This window comes from Paenibacillus sp. FSL P4-0176, assembly GCF_037975265.1.
Lineage (GTDB): Bacteria > Bacillota > Bacilli > Paenibacillales > Paenibacillaceae > Paenibacillus > Paenibacillus amylolyticus.
In genome coordinates this window covers 2,947,321-2,971,483 of record NZ_CP150242.1, presented here as the reverse complement: position 1 = coordinate 2,971,483, position 24,163 = coordinate 2,947,321, and the positions used below count along the sequence as shown (strand labels likewise).

The window sequence follows — 24,163 nt, the reverse complement described above, 5'->3', positions numbered from 1 at the left end:
TAACAGTTAAATACATTTGCGTTTTGTTCATTGTGATTTATAATTATCATATACGAGAGTAATTCTGTCGTACCATTATGATGCAGTCAGCGGTGATATATGAAAGGTTTCCATACGCACAATAGTCACATTCCAACAGAGTACGAGTTCAAACATTCCAAATGGATTCAAAAAATGCTTCATGCCTACTGGGTTGTTACGATTGCACATTTCGCCATTCAGATTGGCTGTTTCCTGTTTCTGGAGTACGATCGCACACCTACAGATTTCTTGATGAATGTCCTCTTCTGGCCTACGGCCGTCAGTAGTTCATGCATTTTGTTCGCAAGCTGGGTTGATCGGCGCTTCAGTTCATATTCCTTTTACACCATGTCTATAGCCAGCACGGTTATCGCGTGGACGATTATTCATGTCAATTATGACATTCGGATTATATTAGCAATCTGTCTGTTGCCCATCTTTGCTTCGGTGCTGTTCTTCAGTAAAAAAAGAGTCTGGATTGTCTTTCTGATGCAGATGACTGGTTACTTTCTGGTTTTGTTCGATCCGGCCTACCGGTTGTACCTGTCTTCATTTGACATGGTATCCATTCCTGCTTTTCTAATCCTAGGTACATATGTAGCACAGGTTATCGTAACCAGCGGCGTTGAGGTGCTCGATGATCTTCAGGCCAGCATGCTTGCCAAGCAGGACCTTATTGTGCGAAATGCCATTATGACCAAACAGTCCAAAACAGACGGTTTAACCAACCTTTATAATCAAAGTTCATTCAAGGATTATTATGAAAAAGCATTTGAGTATGCCAACAGTGGCATGAGTCTGCATCTGGCCCTGATCGATATTGATGACTTCAAATCCATTAATGATACGTATGGTCATCGGGTTGGAGACATTATTCTGGAGAAAGTGTCCCTGATCATTCAGGAAACCATTACCTCAAGTGATATTGCAGCACGGTACGGGGGCGAAGAGTTCGCCTTATTGATGTTTGAGCAATCTTTCAAGCAGGCTTATGCCTTGGTGGAACAGATTCGTCAGAAGATTGCCCTGATGGGCCATCTGGAACTTGAAGGAGCTTCCATCACGGTGAGTATCGGTCTCAAAAGCTACAGCCCTAATCTAACCAAAGACAAATTGTTCGAGGAAGTGGATGCCTGTCTGTATGCCGCCAAACGAACAGGTAAAAATAAAACCGTAACATCACTTGATCTGACTTCATCCTTGGCAGAGAAAATATAAATAAAAAAGTTGTGCTGTACACCGGAATTCCGGTTTGTACAACACAACTTTTTTTGGGTCTGAATATGATCAGCAGGCCGATCTTTTTCATACATCTATGTTCTCATTCCGCCCATTCCCAGCGATGACGATTTTGCTCCAGCATCGGATGCAGGTATTCGGACGATCCATCAATGATGAGACGCAGCTCTTTGATCCAATCCTTGAAGGAATCAAATGAAGCAAACATATTCGCCATCTCTATCGTCAAATACAGAAAGTGAGGGGCTGGATATTCCGCAGTGATATGGCGCAGCGCGCTATCCACAGGTGTATATTTCTTTCTCTTGCCCTCAAGCCCCTCCACACGTATACGCGAAGTTGGATGTTCCCGCCGCCAATCATGCAGGCGGTCTTCTCTTTTGTAATATGCCTGTATCGAATCCTTGCTCATTCGTTTAAACGTGCTCTCGTGTAAAGGATACAACACAAGCTGTATGAATGAACGGGTATCTACCGTTGCAGCGGCGCGCTCGAGTTGCTCATCCGTCACATGTTCAAACGAGTCATAAAAAGTCAGTGTGCCTTTGCGGCTGGCCGCCGGTGGCTCATAACCATAAGGTACAGATGTATATTTTCCAGACATTTCACCCCTCCTTGTTTATACGCACATTCGCACAAAGGTGATTGGGATAACCCAGCTCATGTTATTATACGCTAACGATCTTGCTTCAACTCGGAATAAAATGTCATTCTGTTCTTGCCTGCACGTTTGGACTCATACAAAGCTTCGTCCGCCATCCGAATAATCTCACTTGGGTTGTCGCTGTTGGTTGGATATTCGGCACCTCCGATGCTACATCCAATTCGAATTCGCTCGTATTCGATAATAAACGGCTTGTTCAAGCTTTGAATGATGGCTTCTGCATAAGCCATGGCTTCTTCCCTCGGATGACTTCCAACAGACTGAAGTACAATCAGGAATTCATCTCCGCCCAATCGGACTGTTATCCCCTTCACCTGACCAAGAGCAGACAGTCGCTGGGCCACTTTCTGTAACAGTACATCTCCAGTCTGATGTCCAAGTGTATCGTTGACCCGTTTGAATCCATCGAGATCCAGATAGAGAAAAGTCAGCGTGTGATTTTCACTTTCGGTCTCCAGAGACTCCTCCAGATACACTTCTAGGGCAGTGCGATTTGGCAGTCTAGTCAACTGATCAAAATGCGCCAGATTCTGCATCACGACCAGCTCTGAGTTTTTATTCATAAGAGAGGTCAGCATATCCCGAAGTGAACGGGACAACACTTCAATCTCCTTAATCCCCTTAATCGCAGGAATCTCAAGCTCTTCCCCTGCACGCAGTCGATTGGCTACTCTGGTAAGACGCACAAGCGGGGCAGAGATCAGACGTGAGACAACCCAGCCAATCAGTGCAAACAGCACGGTAACGGCGAGTCCAGACCACACATTAAACCACATTAGGTCAAACACAGACGCAAAAGCAGATGACTTGACTTGACGAATGACTACGGTCCAGCCTAATCCGGGAAAATCCAGATGACCCTGGCTGTAGGCAAACCCTGTCACATATTCATTACCGTCAGGCCACTTTTCAATGGACCAACTGCTCTTGTTGAGCTGGGCCTCTTCAATGCCAGGCAATACTAACGGTTTACCGATCCATTCCTTCGGCCCGAGCAGCACTGTATGTTCCTTTTTGCTAACGATAAAAAATTCAATGTCCTTTTCTTCCCTTTTTAATGGGGCAAGTACGGATTCCTCAACTTCCTTCGCCCATTCCCAGCTTAAATGTGCAGCGAGCACACCTTGAATCATTCCTTTGCTATCCTTCAGCGGAAAACTGATATCGACAAATTGCAACGGCTCTCCCGTTGGATTCGGAAGCAGCTTGGCAAGAAGTACTGCATTATGCACATCTCCAATGAATTTACCCTTGATTCCCTCCTGATACACAGGTCGCTCTGATAAATTTTCCCCAAGCAAGATACCATCCGTAGCAGCTAACACTTTTCCCTTCGGGTCCATGAATCCAACCCATGAGAATGAGGGAAAGCTATCTTGTAACTGATCCAGCAGCATCTGAATCTCATCAGGTTGGAATTCATCTTCCAACGAAGCCATTCGGCCCAGCAGGTCCAGTTCACCCGCGCGAGCCGACATGAATCGATCCAGCTTGTCCGAAGCCTGTGAGGCCGTGCCGGTAAGCGAGTGACCAATCTCAGTCTCTACAGCAACAAATGACTTTTGGCTAAAAATAGACCCAATCGTCAGGGTAACCAGCAAGGATAACACAGCAAAGATGACTGTAAGCACAGTTCTAATTTTGAATGACATTACTTCCTCCATTACACGGTGAAACCATCTTGCTTCTCAACATAACTATGCTGTAAAGAGTACACGGAATGTCACCTATTCGTTTTCATATTTATCGGAACTTGTGTGTTTTTTTATTATACATGCCCATACAATATTATACTGAAATCTTCACCGTGTTTCTTCCATTCAAAGAATAGACACGATTCTGTATATACATACTTGGGTTATGAATATAGAGAGCAAGCATATCCTTCAAAGGATCATGCGCCTGTATGTCACAGAGAGAGTAATCGAAATACTAAACATTGGGGGTGTAATGTTGAGCCTGCTTCATGTTGCTGTTATTCTGCCTTTTGCCGCTGGCATTCTTCTTGCCATGCTGCATCGTTTCTTCCGTAAATTACATTTGGGATGGCCGGTTCTCCTTGTCCCGGCACTATTATTTGTATACTTTGCGAGTCTCATACCCGCTGTGTCACAGCGCAATACCGTATCCGGAAATATCCCGTGGATCCCTTCACTGGACATTGGATTCAATCTGTATCTGGACGGTCTGAGCCTCATGTTGACACTGCTAATCACCGGAATCGGTGTCCTCGTTGTTCTCTACTCCATCTTCTACATGGATATGAAAGAAGCGCTGAACCGTTTCTACCTGTATCTGTTGATGTTCATGGGAGCCATGTTGGGCGTGGTACTGTCTGATAATATGATCGTGCTCTACGGATTCTGGGAATTGACCAGTATTACGTCATTCCTGTTGATTGCATTCCATTACAAACGTAAAGCCTCGACTTCAGGAGCACAAAAATCATTCCTGATTACGGTATTTGGCGGTTTCGCCATGCTTACCGGATTCATGATGATGTATCTCATTACAGGAACATTCAGTATTCGTGCAACCATTACAGGATTGGGTCAGTTTCAGGAAAGCGCACTATTTCTACCCGCACTTATCTTGATCCTGATTGGAGCTTTCACCAAGTCAGCTCAGTTCCCGTTCCATATCTGGTTGCCGGATGCCATGGAAGCTCCGACACCTGTTAGTGCCTATCTTCACTCAGCCACCATGGTCAAGGCCGGACTGTACGTTGTCGCACGGTTTACACCAATCTTCGGTGGACAGGGACTCTGGTTCTGGCTCGTTACTGGCGTTGGTCTTCTGACTTTGTGTTATGGATCATTCCTGGCGGTGAAAAAAAACGATCTCAAAGCGATTCTTGCCTATTCGACCATCTCTCAACTTGGTCTGATCATGTCCCTCTTAGGGGTTGGATCTGCTGCTCTCTACTTCGGATATGGCGAATCCTCTGCGATGTACACTGTGGCAATAACCGCTGCGCTACTTCACCTGTTTAATCATGCAACCTTCAAGGCCGCTCTGTTCATGGTCGTAGGGATTGTTGATCATGAAACGGGTACACGTGACATACGAAAGCTCGGTGGACTTGCTTCATTCATGCCAATCACATTCACCGTAGCATTGATCGGCTCACTTGCCATGGCGGGTATTCCGCCCTTCAACGGATTCCTGAGCAAGGAGTTATTCTTCCAGGCGATGGTGGAAGTCACGCATCTACGAATCTTTGGACTTGGCTCCTGGAGTGTTCTATTGCCGGTATTCGCTTGGCTTGCAAGTGTGTTTACCCTGATCTATGCGCTTATTATCGTGTTCAAAACATTCCTCGGTCGTAGCCAAAGCGAGATCCCTGCCGAGAAGCTGCACGAAGCGCCCGCTGGCATGCTTATTCCGCCTGTTGTTCTAGGTGTTCTTGTCGTTGTATTCGGACTCTTCCCGAATCTGCTGGCCGGATCACTGATTGAACCGGCAATGGCCGCTGTGCTTCCATCCCTCTTGAATGGGAATGAGCGCTTCGATGTACATTTCTCCCTGTGGCATGGATGGACTCCGGAACTGATTATGACAATCGGAGTTGTGATTCTCGGAATCACTCTCTACAAGCTGTTGCCACGATGGAGGAATATTTATGAGCATTATCCACAAGGATTAACAATTAACAATATGTACCATGTCGTGCTTGATAATCTTCAGCATTATGCACGCAAATGGACGGAAGCCTATATGAATGGCTCGGTTCGTAATTATCTCGTTTACATTTTCTCATTCACGGTCGCGTTGCTGGTCTATGCCTTCTTCCGTTCAGGAGAAAATATTACCTGGAATCTGCAAGGCAATGCACCTTACTCATTCTATGAGGTGGTACTGCTAGTCACGCTCATCGGTGCTGCAGTTTCGATTCCTTTTGCCAAGAACAGACTATCGGCAGTCATTATGACTGGAGCAGTTGGTTACCTTGTAACCCTGCTGTTTGTACTCTTCCGGGCGCCGGATCTGGCGTTGACACAGATGATTGTTGAGACGGTATCCGTTGCATTGTTCCTGCTCTGCTTCTACCATCTGCCTGAGCTTCAACGTGGCAAATCAAGCCGCAGTTATCTCACGGTAAATATGATCGTAGCGATTGCAGTCGGGATCGTGATGACTTTTGTTGCATTGGCCGCAAGCGGAACAGCCTCACTGGACAGCATTTCTACTTTCTTCCTTCAGGAAGCCTATGATTCAGCTGGTGGAAAAAATGTCGTGAACGTGTTGCTGGTAGATTTCCGTGGCTTCGATACGTTATTGGAGATTATGGTGCTTGGCGTTGCTTCGTTATCCATCTACTCCATGATTAATCTGAACCTCGAAGCGAAAGATCTCGGAGCACGCTTGAAGTTTCGTAAGAAGGACGAGAGTCAGGATTCCGAACCTGCTCTGGATGATGAAGCGGACAATACGAAAAAGTATGGTAACCGGGAACGCAGCTCATCCTCGTGGGATACTGTCCCCTTGCAGAGTAATGATGTATTGCTGCAAACGACCACCAAGGTTGTTGTGTTCATCATACTGACGTTTGCCATGCACCTCTTCTTTGCAGGTCACCACAATCCGGGCGGAGGTTTCATCGGCGGCTTGGTCACAGCGGCAGCGCTCGTATTGATTGCCCTGGCATTCAGTACAGATACGATACGCAAAGCGTTACCGGTTGACTTCCGTATTCTAACAGGAATCGGATTGGGTATAGCCTTACTGACGGGTGCGGGTTCATTTATATTTGGAGTTCCGTTCCTAAGTCAAACCTTCGGCTATTTCGAACTTCCTTTGCTGGGAGAGACAGAACTCGCCACGGCCATGCTGTTTGATCTTGGCGTGTATCTCGCTGTCCTGGGTGTCACCATGACCATCATTCTACAGATCGGGGAGGATCGCTGATATGGAAATATTGATGTGTGTAGCCGTTGGCATTCTGTTTGCGGTTGCCGTCTTTTTAATCTTGTCGCGGAGCCTGCTCCGTATCGTACTTGGCATGTCCATACTAACCCATGGCGTGCATCTGCTCTTGATCACCATGTCACGTCTCAAAACTGGGGCACCACCGCTGCTTGGGGAGATGGCTGAACGTTATGTCGATCCTCTTCCTCAGGCTTTGATACTAACTTCGATTGTTATCAATTTTGGACTCACTGCGTTCTTCTTTGTTCTCTCCTATCGTTCTTATCTGAAGCTGAGAACAGACGATATGGAAGAAGTAAGGGGGCGCCCATATGAATAATCTCGTCGTTCTGCCCATTCTCTTGCCTTTGATTACAGGTGTTCTGGCTCTGCTATTTTTCCGAAAAATAAATATCCAGCGGATCATTAGTGTCATTGGACTTTTGTTTACAGCAGCGGTCTCAACGATACTCATTACGCGGGTAGCTCAGACTGGAGTTCTAACGCTTAATATGGGTGGATGGGCACCTCCCTATGGTATTGTGCTTGTTGCGGACATGGTATCGGCGCTACTTGTCGTCGCCGCTTCCATCATTGCACTGGCGTGTCTGCTGTATGCGTTCCGCAGTGTGAACAAGGAGCGGGAAGAGCACCACTTCTATCCGTTCTTTCATTTTCTAATCGCGGGAGTTAACGGTTCATTCCTAACCGGAGATTTGTTCAATTTGTTTGTCAGCTTTGAACTGATGCTCATCTCTTCCTATGCACTGATCGTATTGGGAGGTACGGAAAGACAGCTTCGGGAAACGATCAAATATGTCTTGATTAACATCGTTTCTTCAGCTCTTTTTGTCGCTTCCATCGGCTTCCTCTACTCCATAACTGGCACACTGAACATGGCAGATTTGTCCATCAAAATTGCTGAAGTGGGACAGAGCGGAGTCATTACCTTAATTGCTGTTCTCTTTCTGATCGTATTTAGCATCAAGGCCGGACTGTTCCTGTTCTTCTGGCTGTCGGGCTCTTATGCGGCACCACCTGCTGTCGTCACTGCATTGTTCGCAGGATTGCTTACCAAGGTTGGCTTGTACGCGATTGTGCGAACATTCACACTGATCTTCTATCATGATCCTGATTTCTTCCATGCACTAATCGGATGGATGGCTGGAGCAACGATGGTCCTGGGTGTCATTGGTGCGATCTCATACCGCGATGTAAACAAGATTCTCATCTACAACGTGGTCGCAGGTGTAGGGTTTGTCGCTTTTGGTATGGCCGCGGCCAGTCGCCCTGCACTGGAAGGTCTGCTCTTCTATATGCTGCATGATATGTTGATCAAAACATTGCTCTTCCTGCTCGGCGGTGCCTTGATCGCTGTTGCCGGAACATCCAAACTCGACAACATGGGCGGGTTAATCCATCGCTATCCGCTGCTAGGCTGGATGTTCTTCATTAGTGCACTTGCCTTGGCAGGTTTGCCGCCATTTAGTGGATTTCCGGGGAAGTTGCTTCTCTTTGAAGGCGGCTTGCAGGCAGGCTTGTATGGTCTTACCGGCATTGCGGTGCTTTCGAGCTTGTTGATGTTATATTCGGTACTACGCATCTTCATACAAGCGTTCTGGGGCGAACCACCTGCCGGGGTTACACGACGCCCTTACGCGGTGAACGGCCTTCTGATTCCTGCCGGAATTCTGTTTGTATTCATCATCGTAATGGGTGTGGGGGCTGAAGGCATGTTCCAATTGACCTCCCGCGCAGGCGATATTCTACTGCATCCCAATATTTATATTGATGCCGTATTGAAGGAGTAGATGTCTATGGCCTTTCAGATTGTACTGAATCTTATCATTGCTTTTGTATGGATGTTTCTGAACAACGCCTGGAATGGTGTTGGTTTTCTCATAGGTTACCTGCTCGGACTGCTTCTCATCGGGGGGATGCGCAGATTCTTCCCCCAACGCTTCTATGTTGTGCGAGTCTGGGCCATCTTCAAACTGATTACTCTGCTGTTCAAGGAACTGGTGCGAGCCAGCATTGAGGTTATACGCCAGATTATCAAGCCTAAGCTCGATATAAGGCCCGGTATTTTTACGTATAAAACTCAATTGTCCTCGGATTGGGAAGTTACTCTGCTCTGCTTACTCATCTCATTGACACCAGGTTCTCTGCCGCTTGAGATCTCGGGTAATCAACGCAAACTGTTTATTCACGCACTGGATATCAAGGATGAACAGAAAATGAGAGATGATATCCAAAATACATTCGAAAAAGCAATTATGGAGGTGACGCGTTAATGTTATCCTCACTGTTGTTCATCTCATTGCTCATTCTCTCCTTAGCCATTCTGGGTTGCTTGTACAGGGTGCTTCGGGGACCATCCATGGCTGACCGGATCACGGCACTGGATACCATCGGTATCAATGTGATTGCCATCGTTGCCGTTCTGTCGATGATGCTGCAAACTCAGGCCTATCTGGATATTATCTTGCTGATTGGCATTTTGGCCTTTTTAAGTACAGTGGCATTTGCACGTTATATTGAACGGGGGGCGGTATTCAAAAATGATGGAGATCGTTAAAGTAGCCGCTGAAACAGCTATAGGTCTACTCGTACTGCTCGGTGCATTACTCAGTGCACTCAGTGCATTCGGACTTATTCGTCTGCCTGATGTATATCTACGTGCCCATGCCGCAACCAAAAGTATGACACTTGGAGTGTTCTGTGTATTAAGCGCTACATTTTTCTACTTCTGGTATTTCGATAACTATATCAGTGCCCGCTTGTTGTTAGGTATCCTGTTTGTATTCATCACGGCTCCGGTCGCCGGACATCTGAACGGACGGGCCGCCTATCGCACAGATGTACCACTGTGGGAGCAGAGCGTACAAGATGAATTGGAACCCTTGTTAAAAGGGAAAAAAGTGAACCATGAAGCCAAGGATATGATGGAGTAATCCCCAGCCTAGGCATAACAAATACCCCCGAGGATCAGCCGCCCTTTTCGCGGCATGTTCCCGGGGGTATTTTTTTTATTTTGCATACACGGATCATATCAGCCGTGATTATGCAGACTGATTAAGTAGTAAAGTCAGAATCCATTCAGTCCCTGTCTTCTCAGGTCCGCAGCCACAATACGTGCAAGCTCCGCAGCCCCTTGACGATTCGGATGCAGACTATCCCCTGTCATATATAGAGCAAGTGTTGCCGCAGGACCAATAGACGTGAAATAGGCAGAACTTAACTTATTCAGTTCAACCAGGGTGATCCCCTCTTCCTGAGCAAGTGCACGTGTGGATTGATTGTACCAGCGGTTCTCCGCTTGATGTACATTGGCTGTATTAAAGTCTGTTGCCCGGCCCTGAGGCGTGGAGAGGATAACCGTTGCTCCTTTGTTCTTCGCCTTACGTACCATATCCCGCATAATCTCTTTGAACTGCGCCTCCGTTGTATTGTTCTTGGCATTGGTATCGTTAATTCCGAATTGCAAAATAAAATAATCTCCCGGCTTGATATACTTCAGAATCGCTTCCATCTGACCATCATCGCGGAAACCTCTCGCAAATTGACCACTTGCCGCCATATTTCGAACCTGGAAGATGGAATTGTTCACATAGGACGGAAACAGCTGTCCCCAACCTCCTTGTGCACTGCTACCCAGCGGATAGTAATTGCAAACTGTTGAATCACCACCAATGTAGATTGTGCGATTGGTAACGGTCTGATTGGATAACTTCCGGATTTCGAGTGCACTAAGTGTGAAGGCGGTGCCTGCCTTTCCTTCTGTAACCAGCAGGTTTAATTGCCCGTCAGTCACCGGAATTTGAAACTGGTCCGTTGCCCCGTTGCCTGTCATATTAATGATCTGGTAGACACCTTCTGCAGCCACGCTGGCTCTGGCAGTATTGCCCAGGACCACTTTAACTTCATATAGGCCATTGGACAGATTCACATTGAAGGTATTGGTGCTCTTGGTGCCGTAAGTCAGAAACTGCACAGCGTCACTCTTAACCCCGCTTCCTGAGGCAGACACATTCCTCATCTGTGCAGGTGTGTTGAAGCCATAACCTTTCGTAGGCGTATAAGCATCTCCTGCGGACACGCCTGTGTAACCGCTCTCAACGCCACCCGAACCAAAATCAAATCTGTAATTGTCCGTTGCCGCTTCGGCGACTTGCCCTCCACTGCTTCCCAAACCGATGCCCGTTGTACTTGCAAACAGAACAAAACAGAGCAGAAGCTTTACCGATATTGACCATTTCATCACTGAATTCTCCTCTCGAATATACTACGAAGACAGAATAACCTTCCAATCGCTGTTATCCCCAGATTTTTCGATTCCCTTTTCTCAAGGGGAAATCCGGTGATAGCGTATGCTTCCGATGTAGCTTTCTTGCAGAAAGCTTGTAGCTTCGCTTTTTCAGTTTTTTTAAGCCTCAGTTTCACAGAACTTGATCAAGCCAGTCATAAGCCTTCGCTCCGCTAATCTCATGTCCACCTGTAAAGAAATCCGCATCCAGTGATTCTGATGCTCCCGCCTGCTCATATATGTGTGTCAAACGGGCATACGCCTCTCTCGCTGCATGGATGGGGAACACCTGATCATCACTTCCGGCTTCAATAAAAAGTGGCCTAGGCACAATCAGGCCGATGAGATCCGGCAACTCCGCTTCACGCAGGATACCTGGCACATAGTTGTCCAGACAATGGTTCCGATCCAGTATGCTGCCTTGGAATGTATTTGCATAACCGCTTACCACAGATGCCCTGAACCGTTCATCCAACGCGGCTGTAAATGCAGTCACCAGCCCACCGCCCGAGATACCCATGCTTCCAATTCGCTCCGAATCCACTTCTGGCCGAGTCGATACATAATCCAATACACGTGTTGTTTCATACACCCTATGACCGGCGAGGGTCTTCCCCACCATGAGCAGATGCGCAGCAATCTTTGTACAGGAGCTTACCCCTGGTGGCGCATCGCGGTCCTCTTCCAGTCTTCGATCACCAAATCCGAGCAACTCTGGAGCCGCAACCACATATCCCCGCTTCACAAGAGCTACTGCAAAGTCCTTGTGTAATCCGGGCTCGCCTGTCCGTAGTGACCCATCCGGTTCCATACCCGATATCTCTCTGCTACCGTAGCCATGCCCATGACAAGCAACGATAGCAGGTCTCTTTGTATCAGTAACGCTTCCATCACCCGGAATTAATAAATACACAGGCATGCGAAGTCCTGCATAGGTCGTGATTTCAATCCGCTCCCGAATATATCCGTCACATGTAATGCGCTCCAGTAAGACAGGATTCAGTGCGGCCGCCATCGTGGGAAAACCTCCCAGCCGTTCTTTCACACGTGTACGTAACTGACTGCGCCATAACTCCAGGGGTTGATCTGGATGATACGCGGAACGACCACGAAGATTCGTTTGTTGTTGTAGATAGGCTTCAATATCAGACATGGGCCTGTGTCCCTCCTGTTTTTCATAGGATAACGTAGATAAAAGACTGTTATATGGAATTAATTCCATCCATTATAGAACATCTAGGTCACCCATGAATTGAACATGTTTGCCTGTTTTGAATGGAATCACATGATTTCTAGCCAAAAAAAGGATATCTCCAACCTGAAGACAGGTTACGGAAATACCCTTCATTTCATCTGACCTGGCAGCCACCAGTTCCACCTGCCCATTAATTTCATCAATGCAGGTACCAGTATTAGACGGATTAATGTAACGTCAATCAACACCGCTGCCGTGATTCCGATCCCTAACTGCCTCACACCTGCGACTTCAGCAAAAGCAAACGGCACGGTCACCGCAAGCAGAATTGCTGCTGCGGAGGTAACCAGACGGCCTGTAGAAGCCAATCCCTGCTGGACAGCCACATCACTGTCTCCAGTTCGTCTATACACTTCCTGAATACGGCTCAGCATAAACACACCATAATCCATGGATATGCCAAACACCAATCCTGCAATGAATACAGGAATCATAATGGCAATGGCTGACGGCTCCATACCTAGATGTCCTTCATTGAACACCCACACCAATATGCCAAATGAAGCGGCTAAGCTGAGCAGATTCATCAGAATTGCCTTAATTGGAATGAGCATCGATCGGAATGCCGCCAGTAACACAAGATAATTGGTGACCACTACAAATACCAGCACTTTGGGCAGTTGACTTGTGACTTCCTGCATTATTTCATACTGCTTGGCAGCTTCCCCACCATAACGTAGTTTTACATTGTTGAAACCTGGTGCATGATCGCTATTCCTTATTCGTTCCAGCCAGTCTGCAACCTGTTCCGACCCAGGCTCCCCGTGGACGGTGGCTATCAATCGAATCGAGTGATCAGAGACCGTTGAACGCAGCCATGTCGTCCTTGTTGACTCCTTGCCTTCTATGGAAGGAGTTAGCGCCGACGGTGGAATTTGAAAAAGGCTCTGCGAGTCCGTTTGATTCGGCTGTAATAGGCCCCATGGTGAAACAATGCTCAATACGTCTGAGTCCTGCAGTAGTTGACGGGCTTTGTTGTGGGCCATCTGCCAGTGAGAGGAAGTCAACAGTTCCTGCTGTCCGCCAATCACAATCTCGATGGCGGAGGTATTCTTTTGCCCCAAATCATGTTGCAACTGCTCTGCTGCTTGGCGGGACTCCATTCTCTCTGGCAGTGAAGAAGCATCCGGGACGGACAGTTCCAGCCGGGTCACTGGATAAACACACAGGAGCAGCACAACCGTACCTCCAATGGTCATACTGACTGGTCGTTTCATGACCATCGCTGACCATCGATGCCAGACCGAGCGTCTAGGTAACCAATGGACTAACTTTCGCCTGAAGATCCGACCCGTAGACAGTGACAGCACGGCTGGAAGCAGTGTTACATTTAAAAGCAGCGATAGGAGCAGAACGATGATGGCCCCCAAGGATACACTCAGAAACATCGGCAGTCTGATCCAGAGCAGACCCAGCAGCCCAAGGAGCACGCAAGCTGCCGAGAACAACACCGCTCTTCCTGCTGTACGCAGTGTTCGCTGAAGAATCTCCCTACGCAAAACCTCGTTCTGCATAAACAGACTTCTGCCCTGGACATTAGCTTCACCTTCATCTTCATAAGCCCGCTGAACTTCTTCCCTGTACCTGCTCAGGATGATCAGGGCAAAGTCTATACTCAGTGCCATGCCCACCATGGGAATCACATTAATGATAAAGTTGGACAATTCCAGATGATAACCAAGGAGTGACGTGACTCCCATCGCGGTAATCACAGCACTGATCCCCATCATGACAGCAATCAACGCGGCATATAGCCCCCTGAATGCAAAACACAAAACGATCAGGGCAATCGGTAGGCCCACCATCTCTGCCCGTTCCAGATCACGAAAGCTCAGATGATTGACATCCTGCTGCACGACTGCCTTCCCCGTCAATTGCACCGTACCTGGACCGTCTGTTTCCAGCACGGCGCGCAACTGCTCCAGTGGGGGACCCATCTGATGCGCGGGCACATCCATTTTCACAAGGGCATATGCCCTTTGGTCTTGCAGCGTCACTCTTTCACTAACATCCAGAGGGGATGTGATAGAGGTTACCGCAGGCAACACTTGAACCTGTGTCAAACGATCCTTGATCCACTGCCTGAACTGTAACGGCGAGGTATTTTCCTTTTTCTCAAACACCAGAATAACCGGATCAGCGGGAGATCCGAATTCATCCTCCAGAACAAGTTCAACCGCTTGCGCATCCCCGTGAACCCGTTTTAATCCGTGATCCTGAACAATGTCAGGTAACTTCCACGCCCAGACCGTTGACATCCCGATGATAAATACCCAGCAGAGAATAATGAACCGCGGATATCGGCTGATGAAGGCAGCAAGTCTGCGATAACCCATACCTAAGCTCCTCTGCGATCAGATTAGTCATTCGATTATATTCATCGGTAAGGGTAAGATCATAAGCACATTCATACACTTGCGGTGTATATCTCCTTCACTCGGGTTCGCGAACTATTGGATGCCATGATTCACAGGTGTTCTGTTCGCTATGGGGGCAGGGATGTATGTAAAAGGAAGTAACTCTGCTGTCAGTCCCGGGCCAAAGGCCAGCGCTATCCCACTGGAATGCTCTTCCTTCTGTCTGTAATCCTCGCGGATGGCTTGAAGAACAAAAAGAATCGTCACGGACGACAGGTTGCCATAATCCCGCAGGATGTTTCGGCTGTAGGAGACCTGCTCATCTGTCAACTGATACAGCTTCTGAACGGCATCCACGATGCCTCTGCCTCCCGGATGGATCGCCCATATTTCCGGTAAACCGCTCCCCTCCAGCAACCGTTCTACCTCTGGACCGAGATGCAAACCAAGCAGCTTCGGAATCTGTGGTGACAGGTAGAGATCAAAGCCTGTATTGCCGACTTCCCAGATCATTTCTTCTGCACAATCCGGGAGCAGCGTTGAGTGCCCTCGGCCTAGTCGAAAACATTCATTGCGGTCTGTTCCGGACGCACCAATAACACAGGCAGAGGCACCGTCTCCGAAGAAAGATGCAGCATACAGGTCGTCCCGTTTGGCAGATGGCTGAAAGTGAAGTGTACATAGTTCCACACACACGATGAGAACTGTAGCCTTCTGATCTGCCGTTACAATGGAATTCGCCAGTTGAATCGCCTTCAGACCGGCTGCACATCCCTGAAACACCAGTGGAATCCGGTTGATCTGCGGTGACAGTTCAAGCTGTTGGATCAGCCGAACATCAAGTCCGGGCAGGAATTGCCCCGTGCAACTCACCGTAATAAGATGTGTAAGTTCCGAGGAGGTTACGTCTGCATCCTGAATGGCCTGTCCGGCCGCCTCGAGACCAAGTGGAACAGCAGCAGCTTTGTATTTGCCCACACGCTCGGATGTAGTCGGAACCTCGTCCGCATTGGTAAAGGGTAAATATCGGCAAGAATCAACAGGCTCAAGCAGATTCGGTTCACACGTATACCGAGTCTCCACACCGCACTGATTAAAGATTCGTTTGGCCCACCTTCTCGCATCCGGCTCATGTTCCAGCGCTTGCGCGAGACGGGCAGACACATCCTTTTGCTCAATACGGTGGGCAGGCCACGCCGTTCCTATTCCCATAATACTTGCCCCAGTATTTGCCTCAAGCTGGTTCATCGGCTTAACCCCCTTATAGTACGTGTTCAAAAGTAGGCTTTTTAAACAACCTATATATAAAATAGGTTCATATGACATGTGTGCAGGATATAGTACAAGTCTATTCACTACCTGTCCTGTTTATGTTCATATTAACAAGCAAAGGCGGACAACTTATGCGAGTTTCGCACGTGCTGTCCGCCTTTGATACCGGATTAAACCCGTTCCTATATTACATATTCGATCTGTCAGAACTATTCAGGCCGAATTATCGTGAATCTCTCCCCAAGCTTGGCATAATCATTACCCGCCAGTCGGCTGACTGGTTTCAAATGATCCATCAGGATATAGCCCTTGTCCGGATTGTAGACTTGTTCGCTGAAATGATACTGTACAATGCGTACCAGCAGCAGGTCACTCACTGGTTTGCCCTCATCATTCGTGATCGGAATGTGTTGATACAGCTCACACTCCATCCGAATGAGTGCTTCCTGAATTCCTGGCACAGCAACCTTGGTACTTGGCACTGTAGTCAGTTTTGTCCGCTCAAGCTCACTTTCGTGGGGTTCCAGTATGGCTGCTGTCTCATTCACTTCTGTTATGATTGCTTCATCACAGATATGCACGACCAGTTCTTGATGAGCAAGCACATTACGCGCAGTATCTTTCATGATACCGTCTTTACGTGCAATGGATATGGATAACAGCGGTGGGTCCGAACTAACCACATTAAAGAAACTAAAAGGCGCTGCATTAATTACACCATTCTTATCTGAAAGTGTCGTCACAAAAGCAATTGGACGTGGTACCACCGAACCACTCATCAGTTTATAGTTGTCTCTTCCCGTTATTTCACGCGGATCCAATGTATACATATGTAAATATCCCCTTCCATGCTCGTGTAACAAGTGTCAATTTCACTTCAGGACACGATAACACACTCATATTTATTATATAACGTAAAATGCTGAATTAACAAAAAAACTCCCTGGTGCGATTGCACCAGGAAGTACGAACATGCTTTTTCTTATTTAACAATGCTGTTCAGAATGTCTTCCATAATTTGAAGGTTCGCTTGAACTCCGCTGTACAACCAGCTACTGGACCGGGTGAATTCAAAGACATTACCTGTCTTTACAGCAGGAATGCTCTGCCATACGGCATCTTTCAGCGCTTCTGAGCCTGCTCCCTTGTCACTGTTCACCAGGAATAGATAGTCTGTGTCCATTTCCGCGATCTTCTCCAATGAAATCTCAGACCAGTTACCCGTTGCCTTCGCAGATGCTTCCTTCACAACATTAGGCTCTGCAAGTCCAAGTTCGTTGTACATCACTTCACCACTGGAAACATTGTTGCTTACAACATAAAACTTGTTATTGAATAACCATAACGCTGCGGCCGACTTTGTTCCTCCAGTAACAGCAGTTACTTTTTCTTTGATTTCCTTTGCCTTGGCATCATAATCGTCAAGCGCCTTCTGCGCTACATCCGATTTGTTCAGAAGCTCGCCGATCTTGAGCAGAGCCTGACGCGAGTCCTTGTTGACCTCATCTCCGAGTACATAAGTAGGGGCAATTTTGTTGTACTGTTCGTATTTCTCCCCTTCAACTGTACTTTCAGAACCCATAATAATCAGGTCTGGTGAGAAACTGGCCATGGCTTCAAAAGGTAGATCACTTGCAATACCAGGTATACCATTCAGATCGGTTTGCAGATAATCCTGCAAACCACTGCCGTTGTTGATGGACCACTGTGCCGCTGGCTTAACACCGAGTGTAACGAGATGGTCTTCCAGATAAGACGCGATGACACGTTCAGGGTTAGCCGGGATGGTTACTTCGTGTCCCATTGCATCTGTTAATGTGCGCTCTGTAGCAGCTTCTGTTTGTGTCTCAGTCTCCGTTTTTGTATCGTTCTCTCCTGCTGCTCCATTCTCTGCAGGCTTCGCTCCACACGCGGCCAACCAGATGGACATAACCATCACCGTCATTAGAAGCATGATCATCTTTTTATTTCTCTTAAACACTTGATATATCCCCTTTCAATTCATTATGAAAAACTTATTCGGCGCTATTGTGACAGATTTCAATGTTCAAAAATATTGAAACTATTATTGATACATATAATATCCGTATGTACATTTGTCCGATTCCATTGACAATGATAATTGTTATCAGTTCAGTTGTCAATTCGATTTTGCTCTGCGCTATAAAGTTGAACTACAGATTGTTTACACTGACACTACGATGATAGAACAACCTTCCAATCGCTGTTATCCCCAGATTTTATAGATTCCCCTTTCTCTAAGGGAAAATCCGGTGATAAATGCGACCGCTTCGCTTTTTCAGGTTTTTTCTATCTTCTCTGTTTTGTGTAAATGATTAGTTCAACTATATAGATCATATAAAATCTTCTTGACGGCATTCACATATAGGCGGATGCCGCCATATGCTGAATGCAGAATACGACGACAGGAAGGATGTTCTGTACATGTATTACGAATATAACCCTTATCTAAATTATGGAGAAGACCGTTCCTTTCAATTGCCTCCCCTGTTCCCAGGAGGTGGCGGTGTCGGCACACCGGGTGGTCCGACGTTTCCGGGTATACCTGGCGGTCAAGGCTCCTATCCTCCATACATTCCAGGCGGAGGACCCGGTCCATATATCCCCGGAGGCATTCCAGGTACAATCCCGGGTACAGCACCAGGCGTACCTGCGCAATTGACTCAAGGCAATCTGCCCACCCTGCTTAGTGCCTATCCTCGTCCGGTAGGTCAGCCTCCGGCAGAAATGCTTTTTCTGTATAACCTGATCAAAAGCAGCCCGGGTCTGCTCCCGCTCTTCCTCCAGCAACAGCCGCAAAGTCTCACTCAAGCTGTGCAATTTGCACAGACTGGTGCAGCGGCACCACGAGATAACGAAGAACGTGCGCTGCCCAACTTTTGCTACAACCGATGGTCCCTTGTCTTCACATACAATGATGTCTACCTGATGTGGCCTGCAATTAATCTGTTTGGTTTTGTGGTGGGGTACTTCTATCCATTCCTCACGCCAGGTATACTGTCCAATACACAGATTTTGTTTGCGCTTTGCTAAACTTGTCCTTACCTACAGCAAGAGCCTCACTTGGAAGCATAATTCCTTCCAAGTGAGGCTCTTGCTCGTTCTTGAACCCAAAGTAACTTTACACTATTTTAAGACTCCATAAACGCAAGGTGTTCAGAATCAGTACCTTTAACTCAACACTTGATCGTTCTGGCGCTTCCTGCCTCTACTGACCATTAGGAAGTAAATCACCAAGGCACCGAGATCAGCACACGCGATAACGATTCCCATTGGCACAGCTGTGCCTTCTCCTCCGAGACCTACGAGTGGAGCGACAATACCACCGAACAGGAACGTCATCACACCAATAAGCGCAGAAGCACTGCCTGCCGACTTCTCCTGATTGGCCATCGCCAAGGCAAAGGACGCGGTATTGACCAACCCAACACTGGATACCACCAAAAATAGCGGAATCAGTACAGAGATTAGATTACCTCCAGCCAGAATGGCGATGAGCAGAGATGTTCCTCCGAGCGCCGCGGTTAGTAGACCCGCGATTAACAGCCGGGTTTCAGATACCTTACCTGCAAGTCTGCCGGCAATCTGACTGGCCAGAATAATGCCTAACCCGTTAATGGCGAAGCATACACTGAACATTTGCGGGGATACCCCGTATATTTTCTGAAGCACAAACGGCGAACCGGATATGTAGGCAAACATGCCAGCCGCTACGAAACCCTGGGTCAACGCATAACCCATAAACTGACGATCCCCTGCGATTTGACGAAACGTAAGTAATGTCTGTTTCAATCCCCCGCTTGATCTGCGGTTGGAAGGCAATGTCTCTCCAAGACCGAAAATGACAGCCAACAGCGTCATTATGCCTATAAGGCTGAGCAAAATAAACACGCCGCGCCACGACGTATACGTCAACAATTGTCCACCAATGATTGGTGCAGCAATCGGGGCTACGCCGTTAATCAGCATTAACAGGGAGAAGAACCGTGTCAGTTCCGGGCCCGAATATACGTCTCTGACGATTGCGCGCGAGATGACAATCCCTGCCGCTCCAGCTACACCCTGAATGAACCGTAGCACAACAAAAGAGCCCATCGTCGGGCTGACCAGGCAAAGTATGGAGGCGATCGTATAGAGCACAAGCCCTGCAATGAGCGGTGTTCGCCGACCACGTACATCACTTAGAGGTCCGGCAAGCAACTGTCCAACCGCAAGTCCAATCATACATGCCGTCAGACTGAGTTGAGCATACGAGGTCGATGAACCAAACTCATCAGCCAGCGTGGGCAATGCGGGTAAATACATATCCAGGGACAACGGCCCAAAGGCCGACAGCGTCCCCAGAATTAATGCCATTCGCACACGCGATGTAGAGTTTGTGTCCAATGAAGCTGTTGTACTTTTCATCAAGTACTACTCCCCGCTACCCAGCAGTTTGAGCAGATTGGACGGCAGTGTGAACTGCTGATTGTTAATAATAATACGGCGCAATTCTTCTTCATCCCGCTCGTTATCGGCGTCCTTAATCTCCTGAATTTCCCGGTGAAGTCGCTCCATCTGTTGATCCAGCGCATTTGCCGAATCTGCCGCACTCTTTAACTCTCTCGTCAAATGCTCGGGAACATCCTTATTGTATTTATAAAAAATCTTATGCTCCAGACTCGCCCAGAAATCCATCGCGATTGTACGGATCTGGATCTCCACACATGCTCGTTCCTCGCCATTGGACATGTACACAGGCACTTCCACCAGAAGGTGAAGGCTTTGGTAGCCGTTTGGCTTTGGATTCTCGATGTAATCTTTGACCTCCAGTACACGCAGATCACTCTGGTTGCACAACATATCCTTAATGCGATAGATATCCGAGATAAAAGAACATGTAATCCGCACCCCGGCGATATCCTTGATATTTTGCTTGATGCTCTCAAACGTTAACTCATGATTTTTGCGGAACATCTTGTTCATAATGCTCTCAGGAGATTTCAGTCTGGACTTTGTATGCTCAATTGGACTGTAATCATGCAGAGACTGGAATTCTTCCTTCAGGACTTCAATCTTGGTCTCCATTTGATCCAGAGCAAATTTATAAATCATCATAAATCTGGTAATTTCATATTTGAATTTCTTGAATTGATCGATTGGATGTGGGGCGTTCATCATGGCTTTCTCCCTTTCTTTCTGCACACTAAAATTAGTTTTATGAATATGAGAACAAGCGGTCAATCCACAGGTCTCCTGAACCATTATAAATCATATGGAGCCAATAAACGAATTTCTCACATTTGGGCTGGCGATTCAGCCTGGAAGGTATGGGAACTTATTTTACGCGCATCCTATAGAAGCATCCCTGTCATTTGGCCTGTTATTACCGATGAAAGAGGTTGATTTTCCTGCTCTATCAAGTGACGTATTCATCCGATACACTTCGGGTTAAAGCTTATTTATACCTGCCACAAGGGTGTTCATTACCTGATATCACGACATATGAAACTTCTCATCCCGGCTCTATCTCCTCTGCCTTTCCGGAATTTGCTTCCATACATACATCTCTACATTTGCAACCACTCGCCAGCCATTACCCTTCTGCCAGAATGCATGATATCGCACACACACAGGAACAATGGCCTGTGCTGATCTATTGTCGCGGCGGACTTGGCAGCTATGGCGGGGTAAATACCGTTTGGCTTGAGCAGTTTGTACATAAAGGTTATATCGTGTTCGCCCCATCCTATCGTGGCAACGAAGGCGGTGAGGGTCGTGACGAGTATGGCGGGAAAGATGCCGAAGATGTGCATGCCGCTTACCGGTTAGTGCAACGTTTGCCTTTTGCCGACCCGACTCGGATATCGTTAATGGGGTTCTCCCGTGGAGCCATTAATGCTGTACATACCGCAACTGCCTATAATGAGGGACCGGACAAAGTACATAAGTTAGTTCTTTGGAGCGGTGTCTCCGATGTGGAACGCACTTACCATGAGCGAACCGACCTGAGGCGCACATTGAAACGGGTGCTAGGTGGTTCCCCACGCACGGTTCCAGAAGCTTATCTCGCCCGTTCTCCCTTGTCGAAAGCGAACAAACTATCTTGTCCCGTGCTGATCATGCATGGTACATCAGATACACAAGTGAATTATAGTCACGGAACCCGAATGTATCACTGGCTTAAGCGGCGAGGTGCAGACGTCACATTTCACGCTTATGGCGGGCAGGATCATCATTTTCACGAGAAAATACATGAGTCAGCGGTGAACAATATGTTTGATTGGCTCGCTGCACCTTAAGTCTTGCGCGATGAATTTCATTTTGAAGATGCATGGGTTATGGCTGTATACTGGAGGAGCTACGTTTTTTGAAAGGACGGATAGGATGAATCAAAGCACCCTCCAAAAATACGCCATGTTGCTTCTCTGTATGTCTGCCGGAATGGTGGACCTGATCGGATATCTGGGACTGGGGCATGTGCTCACAGCCAATATGACGGGAAATATTGTTTTGTTGGGTATTGCCATTGCCCGTGCTCAGGAATTTGTCGTGCTGCGGTCATTGCTTGCTCTCATCGGTTTTATTGCCGGCAATGCCATTGCAGCACATATGGTTGGACCTGTGCAGACCAAAAATGGCTGGTCTTCTAAGGTCACAGCTGTATTTACTGTTGAAAGCATATTGCTCCTGCTGTTCGCGATCGCCATGATTAGTCCATTTTCAGAACAACTGTCCTATCTGTTAATTGTCATCCTAGCCGTTGCAATGGGGATGCAAACAACTGCGGCACGCCGCATTGGCATTGCTGGCATCTCAACAACCGTGCTCACCAATAATTTGGCCGCTGTGGTTGAGGATACCGTGAGCATCCTCAAAAAGCTGCGACATGCCAATATCCGATCGTTAACCAAAGCCTTGTCCACAGATTCCTACCTTCGTGCAGGTGCTGTTGTCATCTATTTGATCGGCGTCATTGCAGCCGCATTGTTATTCCACCGTGTGCCCATGATTGCAGTCTGGATTCCTGTCCTGATCATTGGCGGCGTAACCCTATACGCCCGATTACATGCATGGGGAACTTCACAACAAAGCGAAAGTTAATAAAAGTTAATAGTAGAAGAAGTAACCTGTCCATGTTCAAGTGGCTGTTCAAAAGTCCGCTTTAGGATACTGAAAACTGGTCTTTTTGAACACGTACTTTAAATTGTTTTAAGTACAATCACGCTATTTATTTCATCAAAGCAGCTTGTTGGCGGATAAGCTTGACCAGATGCTGTGCAGCAGGTGATAATACCTCCCCGGCTCGTGTACATACGGCAACCGTATTTCTCAGCTGTACACCTCGAACAAATACACGTGCCAGCCTGCCTTGCTGCACATCTTCGTTCACAACCAAAGAAGATATAAAGTTGGCCCCATAACCTGCCTTCACCGCACTAATCGTTTCGTTCAGCCCGTTGAACTGAAGCGCAATGCGGGGAGCGGCCAGGTTATTTGTTGTGCAAAGGGAAACGAGTCGCTCACGTGTAGCACTGCCTTCTTCGCGCATGATGAACGGTTCTGCCATCATCTCATGCAGCTCGATTTCTTTTCCCGCATACGGATGGTCAGGGTGCACAACAAACCACATCTCATCGTCAAACAATTCATCCCATTGGACACCTGCATGTGTAATGCCACTTCCACCATACACTGCAATCTCTGCCTCATAACGAAGTAATTGGTCAAAAGCCATCCGGGTGTTGGTTGTGCTCACAACAATCTCCACATCCTCGTGCATTTGCTTAAACCGAGCAATCCAGCCCGGCAACAGAAAATTTGAAGGCAAGTAGGTTGCCGTAAGACGGATCAGTCCTTTCTTGCCCTCCCGAAAATCCTGCACAAAATTCTCGACATCCTGCTCCAGCATGAACAGACGTTCCGCATAACCTGTCAACTGTATCCCCGCATCCGTAAGCACCAGTCTTCTTCCCTCCGAAACAAAAAGCTGGATTCCTAATTCACGTTCAAACTTCTTCACCTGAGAAGATACCGCAGGTTGACTAATATTTAGTTCCTCTGCGGCACGAGTGACCCCGCCATATCTCACGATGGCATGAAATAATCGTAATCCATGCAGATTCATGTTTACACCTCTT

At 47.5% G+C, this 24,163-nt stretch carries 21 protein-coding genes; 10 read left to right on the top strand and 11 right to left on the bottom strand.

Annotation, left to right across the window (positions count from 1 at the left end):
* Positions 1 to 99 precede the first annotated feature (99 nt).
* Positions 100 to 1,239 (top strand): GGDEF domain-containing protein, encoded by a 1,140-nt coding sequence (locus MKY95_RS13780; protein ID WP_047842681.1) that lies wholly within the window; start codon positions 100 to 102, stop codon positions 1,237 to 1,239.
* Positions 1,240 to 1,342: 103 nt separating this feature from the next.
* On the opposite strand, the gene MKY95_RS13775 is transcribed toward MKY95_RS13780, so the two are convergent.
* Both MKY95_RS13775 and MKY95_RS13770 read right to left on the bottom strand, forming a co-directional pair.
* Positions 1,343 to 1,864, bottom strand: a complete 522-nt coding sequence (locus MKY95_RS13775; RefSeq protein WP_036608711.1) for a hypothetical protein — start codon at positions 1,862 to 1,864, stop codon at positions 1,343 to 1,345.
* Positions 1,865 to 1,935: 71 nt separating this feature from the next.
* Positions 1,936 to 3,576 carry a diguanylate cyclase gene (locus MKY95_RS13770; protein ID WP_036608713.1) on the bottom strand — a complete coding sequence of 547 codons (1,641 nt, stop codon included), beginning with the start codon at positions 3,574 to 3,576 and terminating at the stop codon, positions 1,936 to 1,938.
* A 301-nt stretch (positions 3,577 to 3,877) separates the two neighbouring features.
* Here MKY95_RS13770 and MKY95_RS13765 point away from each other — a divergent pair, with 301 nt between their 5' ends.
* The 6 genes from MKY95_RS13765 to mnhG are packed head-to-tail and all read left to right on the top strand — an operon-like array spanning position 3,878 to position 9,786.
* Positions 3,878 to 6,832 carry a Na+/H+ antiporter subunit A gene (locus MKY95_RS13765; RefSeq protein ID WP_076318106.1) on the top strand — a complete coding sequence of 985 codons (2,955 nt, stop codon included), beginning with the start codon at positions 3,878 to 3,880 and terminating at the stop codon, positions 6,830 to 6,832.
* A 1-nt stretch (position 6,833) separates the two neighbouring features.
* Positions 6,834 to 7,172: a Na(+)/H(+) antiporter subunit C gene (locus tag MKY95_RS13760; RefSeq protein ID WP_036608715.1), complete on the top strand. Its 339-nt coding sequence runs from the start codon at positions 6,834 to 6,836 to the stop codon at positions 7,170 to 7,172.
* On the top strand, positions 7,165 to 8,643 hold the full coding sequence (locus MKY95_RS13755) for a Na+/H+ antiporter subunit D (RefSeq protein ID WP_076318107.1): 1,479 nt from the start codon (positions 7,165 to 7,167) through the stop codon (positions 8,641 to 8,643). Before MKY95_RS13760 ends, MKY95_RS13755 begins: the two co-directional genes overlap by 8 nt.
* 6 nt (positions 8,644 to 8,649) lie before the next feature.
* Entirely contained in the window at positions 8,650 to 9,126 is a 477-nt protein-coding gene (locus MKY95_RS13750; RefSeq protein WP_047842677.1) for a Na+/H+ antiporter subunit E, read from the top strand.
* Entirely contained in the window at positions 9,126 to 9,410 is a 285-nt protein-coding gene (locus MKY95_RS13745) for a Na(+)/H(+) antiporter subunit F1 (protein ID WP_017688855.1), read from the top strand. Before MKY95_RS13750 ends, MKY95_RS13745 begins: the two co-directional genes overlap by 1 nt.
* On the top strand, positions 9,394 to 9,786 hold the full coding sequence (mnhG, locus tag MKY95_RS13740; protein ID WP_017688856.1) for a monovalent cation/H(+) antiporter subunit G: 393 nt from the start codon (positions 9,394 to 9,396) through the stop codon (positions 9,784 to 9,786). The genes MKY95_RS13745 and mnhG overlap by 17 nt, the downstream gene beginning before the upstream one ends.
* Before the next feature lie 134 nt (positions 9,787 to 9,920).
* Here mnhG and MKY95_RS13735 read toward each other — a convergent pair whose 3' ends face one another.
* The 6 genes from MKY95_RS13735 to MKY95_RS13710 form a co-directional block, all read right to left on the bottom strand.
* A complete protein-coding gene (locus tag MKY95_RS13735) occupies positions 9,921 to 11,093 on the bottom strand; it encodes a GDSL-type esterase/lipase family protein (protein WP_143781007.1) in 1,173 nt (390 codons plus the stop codon).
* Positions 11,094 to 11,271: 178 nt separating this feature from the next.
* The gene (locus MKY95_RS13730; protein WP_076318109.1) at positions 11,272 to 12,291 is read right to left on the bottom strand and encodes an alpha/beta hydrolase family protein; all 1,020 of its coding nucleotides are present in this window, start codon (positions 12,289 to 12,291) and stop codon (positions 11,272 to 11,274) included.
* Between the two features lie 191 nt (positions 12,292 to 12,482).
* Positions 12,483 to 14,729, bottom strand: coding sequence for an MMPL family transporter (locus MKY95_RS13725; RefSeq protein WP_076318110.1), 2,247 nt, complete (start codon positions 14,727 to 14,729; stop codon positions 12,483 to 12,485).
* A gap of 114 nt (positions 14,730 to 14,843) precedes the next feature.
* Positions 14,844 to 15,998, bottom strand: a complete 1,155-nt coding sequence (locus tag MKY95_RS13720; RefSeq protein ID WP_076318111.1) for a type III polyketide synthase — start codon at positions 15,996 to 15,998, stop codon at positions 14,844 to 14,846.
* 233 nt (positions 15,999 to 16,231) lie between these two features.
* The gene (locus MKY95_RS13715; RefSeq protein WP_036608732.1) at positions 16,232 to 16,852 is read right to left on the bottom strand and encodes a flavin reductase family protein; all 621 of its coding nucleotides are present in this window, start codon (positions 16,850 to 16,852) and stop codon (positions 16,232 to 16,234) included.
* A 152-nt stretch (positions 16,853 to 17,004) separates the two neighbouring features.
* On the bottom strand, positions 17,005 to 18,003 hold the full coding sequence (locus MKY95_RS13710; protein WP_143781008.1) for an ABC transporter substrate-binding protein: 999 nt from the start codon (positions 18,001 to 18,003) through the stop codon (positions 17,005 to 17,007).
* Positions 18,004 to 18,425: 422 nt separating this feature from the next.
* Here MKY95_RS13710 and MKY95_RS13705 point away from each other — a divergent pair, with 422 nt between their 5' ends.
* Positions 18,426 to 19,076, top strand: coding sequence for a hypothetical protein (locus tag MKY95_RS13705; protein WP_076318113.1), 651 nt, complete (start codon positions 18,426 to 18,428; stop codon positions 19,074 to 19,076).
* A 138-nt stretch (positions 19,077 to 19,214) separates the two neighbouring features.
* Here the strand turns inward: MKY95_RS13705 and MKY95_RS13700 are convergent, their stop codons facing one another.
* Both MKY95_RS13700 and MKY95_RS13695 read right to left on the bottom strand, forming a co-directional pair.
* Positions 19,215 to 20,450 carry a multidrug effflux MFS transporter gene (locus MKY95_RS13700; RefSeq protein ID WP_076318114.1) on the bottom strand — a complete coding sequence of 412 codons (1,236 nt, stop codon included), beginning with the start codon at positions 20,448 to 20,450 and terminating at the stop codon, positions 19,215 to 19,217.
* 6 nt (positions 20,451 to 20,456) lie between these two features.
* The gene (locus tag MKY95_RS13695; protein WP_036608962.1) at positions 20,457 to 21,200 is read right to left on the bottom strand and encodes a GTP pyrophosphokinase family protein; all 744 of its coding nucleotides are present in this window, start codon (positions 21,198 to 21,200) and stop codon (positions 20,457 to 20,459) included.
* Positions 21,201 to 21,445: 245 nt separating this feature from the next.
* On the opposite strand from MKY95_RS13695, the gene MKY95_RS13690 reads away from it, so the two are divergent.
* Positions 21,446 to 22,324 carry an alpha/beta fold hydrolase gene (locus MKY95_RS13690; protein ID WP_083669726.1) on the top strand — a complete coding sequence of 293 codons (879 nt, stop codon included), beginning with the start codon at positions 21,446 to 21,448 and terminating at the stop codon, positions 22,322 to 22,324.
* Between the two features lie 85 nt (positions 22,325 to 22,409).
* Positions 22,410 to 23,126 (top strand): YoaK family protein, encoded by a 717-nt coding sequence (locus MKY95_RS13685; protein WP_076318115.1) that lies wholly within the window; start codon positions 22,410 to 22,412, stop codon positions 23,124 to 23,126.
* Between the two features lie 127 nt (positions 23,127 to 23,253).
* Here the strand turns inward: MKY95_RS13685 and MKY95_RS13680 are convergent, their stop codons facing one another.
* Positions 23,254 to 24,150, bottom strand: a complete 897-nt coding sequence (locus tag MKY95_RS13680; RefSeq protein WP_036670626.1) for a LysR family transcriptional regulator — start codon at positions 24,148 to 24,150, stop codon at positions 23,254 to 23,256.
* Between the last annotated feature and the right edge of the window lie 13 nt (positions 24,151 to 24,163).

What these genes read in the sequence shown, in the direction of transcription:
- MKY95_RS13770 (WP_036608713.1), bottom strand. Translation starts at nt 3,576, where the DNA reads ATGTCATTCAAAATTAGAACTGTGCTTACAGTCATCTTTGCTGTGTTA.
- MKY95_RS13750 (WP_047842677.1), top strand. Translation starts at nt 8,650, where the DNA reads ATGGCCTTTCAGATTGTACTGAATCTTATCATTGCTTTTGTATGGATG.
- MKY95_RS13775 (WP_036608711.1), bottom strand. Translation starts at nt 1,864, where the DNA reads ATGTCTGGAAAATATACATCTGTACCTTATGGTTATGAGCCACCGGCG.
- MKY95_RS13695 (WP_036608962.1), bottom strand. Translation starts at nt 21,200, where the DNA reads ATGAACGCCCCACATCCAATCGATCAATTCAAGAAATTCAAATATGAA.
- MKY95_RS13725 (WP_076318110.1), bottom strand. Translation starts at nt 14,729, where the DNA reads ATGGGTTATCGCAGACTTGCTGCCTTCATCAGCCGATATCCGCGGTTC.
- MKY95_RS13705 (WP_076318113.1), top strand. Translation starts at nt 18,426, where the DNA reads ATGCTGAATGCAGAATACGACGACAGGAAGGATGTTCTGTACATGTAT.
- MKY95_RS13780 (WP_047842681.1), top strand. Translation starts at nt 100, where the DNA reads ATGAAAGGTTTCCATACGCACAATAGTCACATTCCAACAGAGTACGAG.
- MKY95_RS13755 (WP_076318107.1), top strand. Translation starts at nt 7,165, where the DNA reads ATGAATAATCTCGTCGTTCTGCCCATTCTCTTGCCTTTGATTACAGGT.
- MKY95_RS13730 (WP_076318109.1), bottom strand. Translation starts at nt 12,291, where the DNA reads ATGTCTGATATTGAAGCCTATCTACAACAACAAACGAATCTTCGTGGT.
- MKY95_RS13745 (WP_017688855.1), top strand. Translation starts at nt 9,126, where the DNA reads ATGTTATCCTCACTGTTGTTCATCTCATTGCTCATTCTCTCCTTAGCC.
- mnhG (WP_017688856.1), top strand. Translation starts at nt 9,394, where the DNA reads ATGATGGAGATCGTTAAAGTAGCCGCTGAAACAGCTATAGGTCTACTC.
- MKY95_RS13720 (WP_076318111.1), bottom strand. Translation starts at nt 15,998, where the DNA reads ATGAACCAGCTTGAGGCAAATACTGGGGCAAGTATTATGGGAATAGGA.
- MKY95_RS13700 (WP_076318114.1), bottom strand. Translation starts at nt 20,450, where the DNA reads ATGAAAAGTACAACAGCTTCATTGGACACAAACTCTACATCGCGTGTG.
- MKY95_RS13685 (WP_076318115.1), top strand. Translation starts at nt 22,410, where the DNA reads ATGAATCAAAGCACCCTCCAAAAATACGCCATGTTGCTTCTCTGTATG.
- MKY95_RS13680 (WP_036670626.1), bottom strand. Translation starts at nt 24,150, where the DNA reads ATGAATCTGCATGGATTACGATTATTTCATGCCATCGTGAGATATGGC.
- MKY95_RS13735 (WP_143781007.1), bottom strand. Translation starts at nt 11,093, where the DNA reads ATGAAATGGTCAATATCGGTAAAGCTTCTGCTCTGTTTTGTTCTGTTT.
- MKY95_RS13760 (WP_036608715.1), top strand. Translation starts at nt 6,834, where the DNA reads ATGGAAATATTGATGTGTGTAGCCGTTGGCATTCTGTTTGCGGTTGCC.
- MKY95_RS13715 (WP_036608732.1), bottom strand. Translation starts at nt 16,852, where the DNA reads ATGTATACATTGGATCCGCGTGAAATAACGGGAAGAGACAACTATAAA.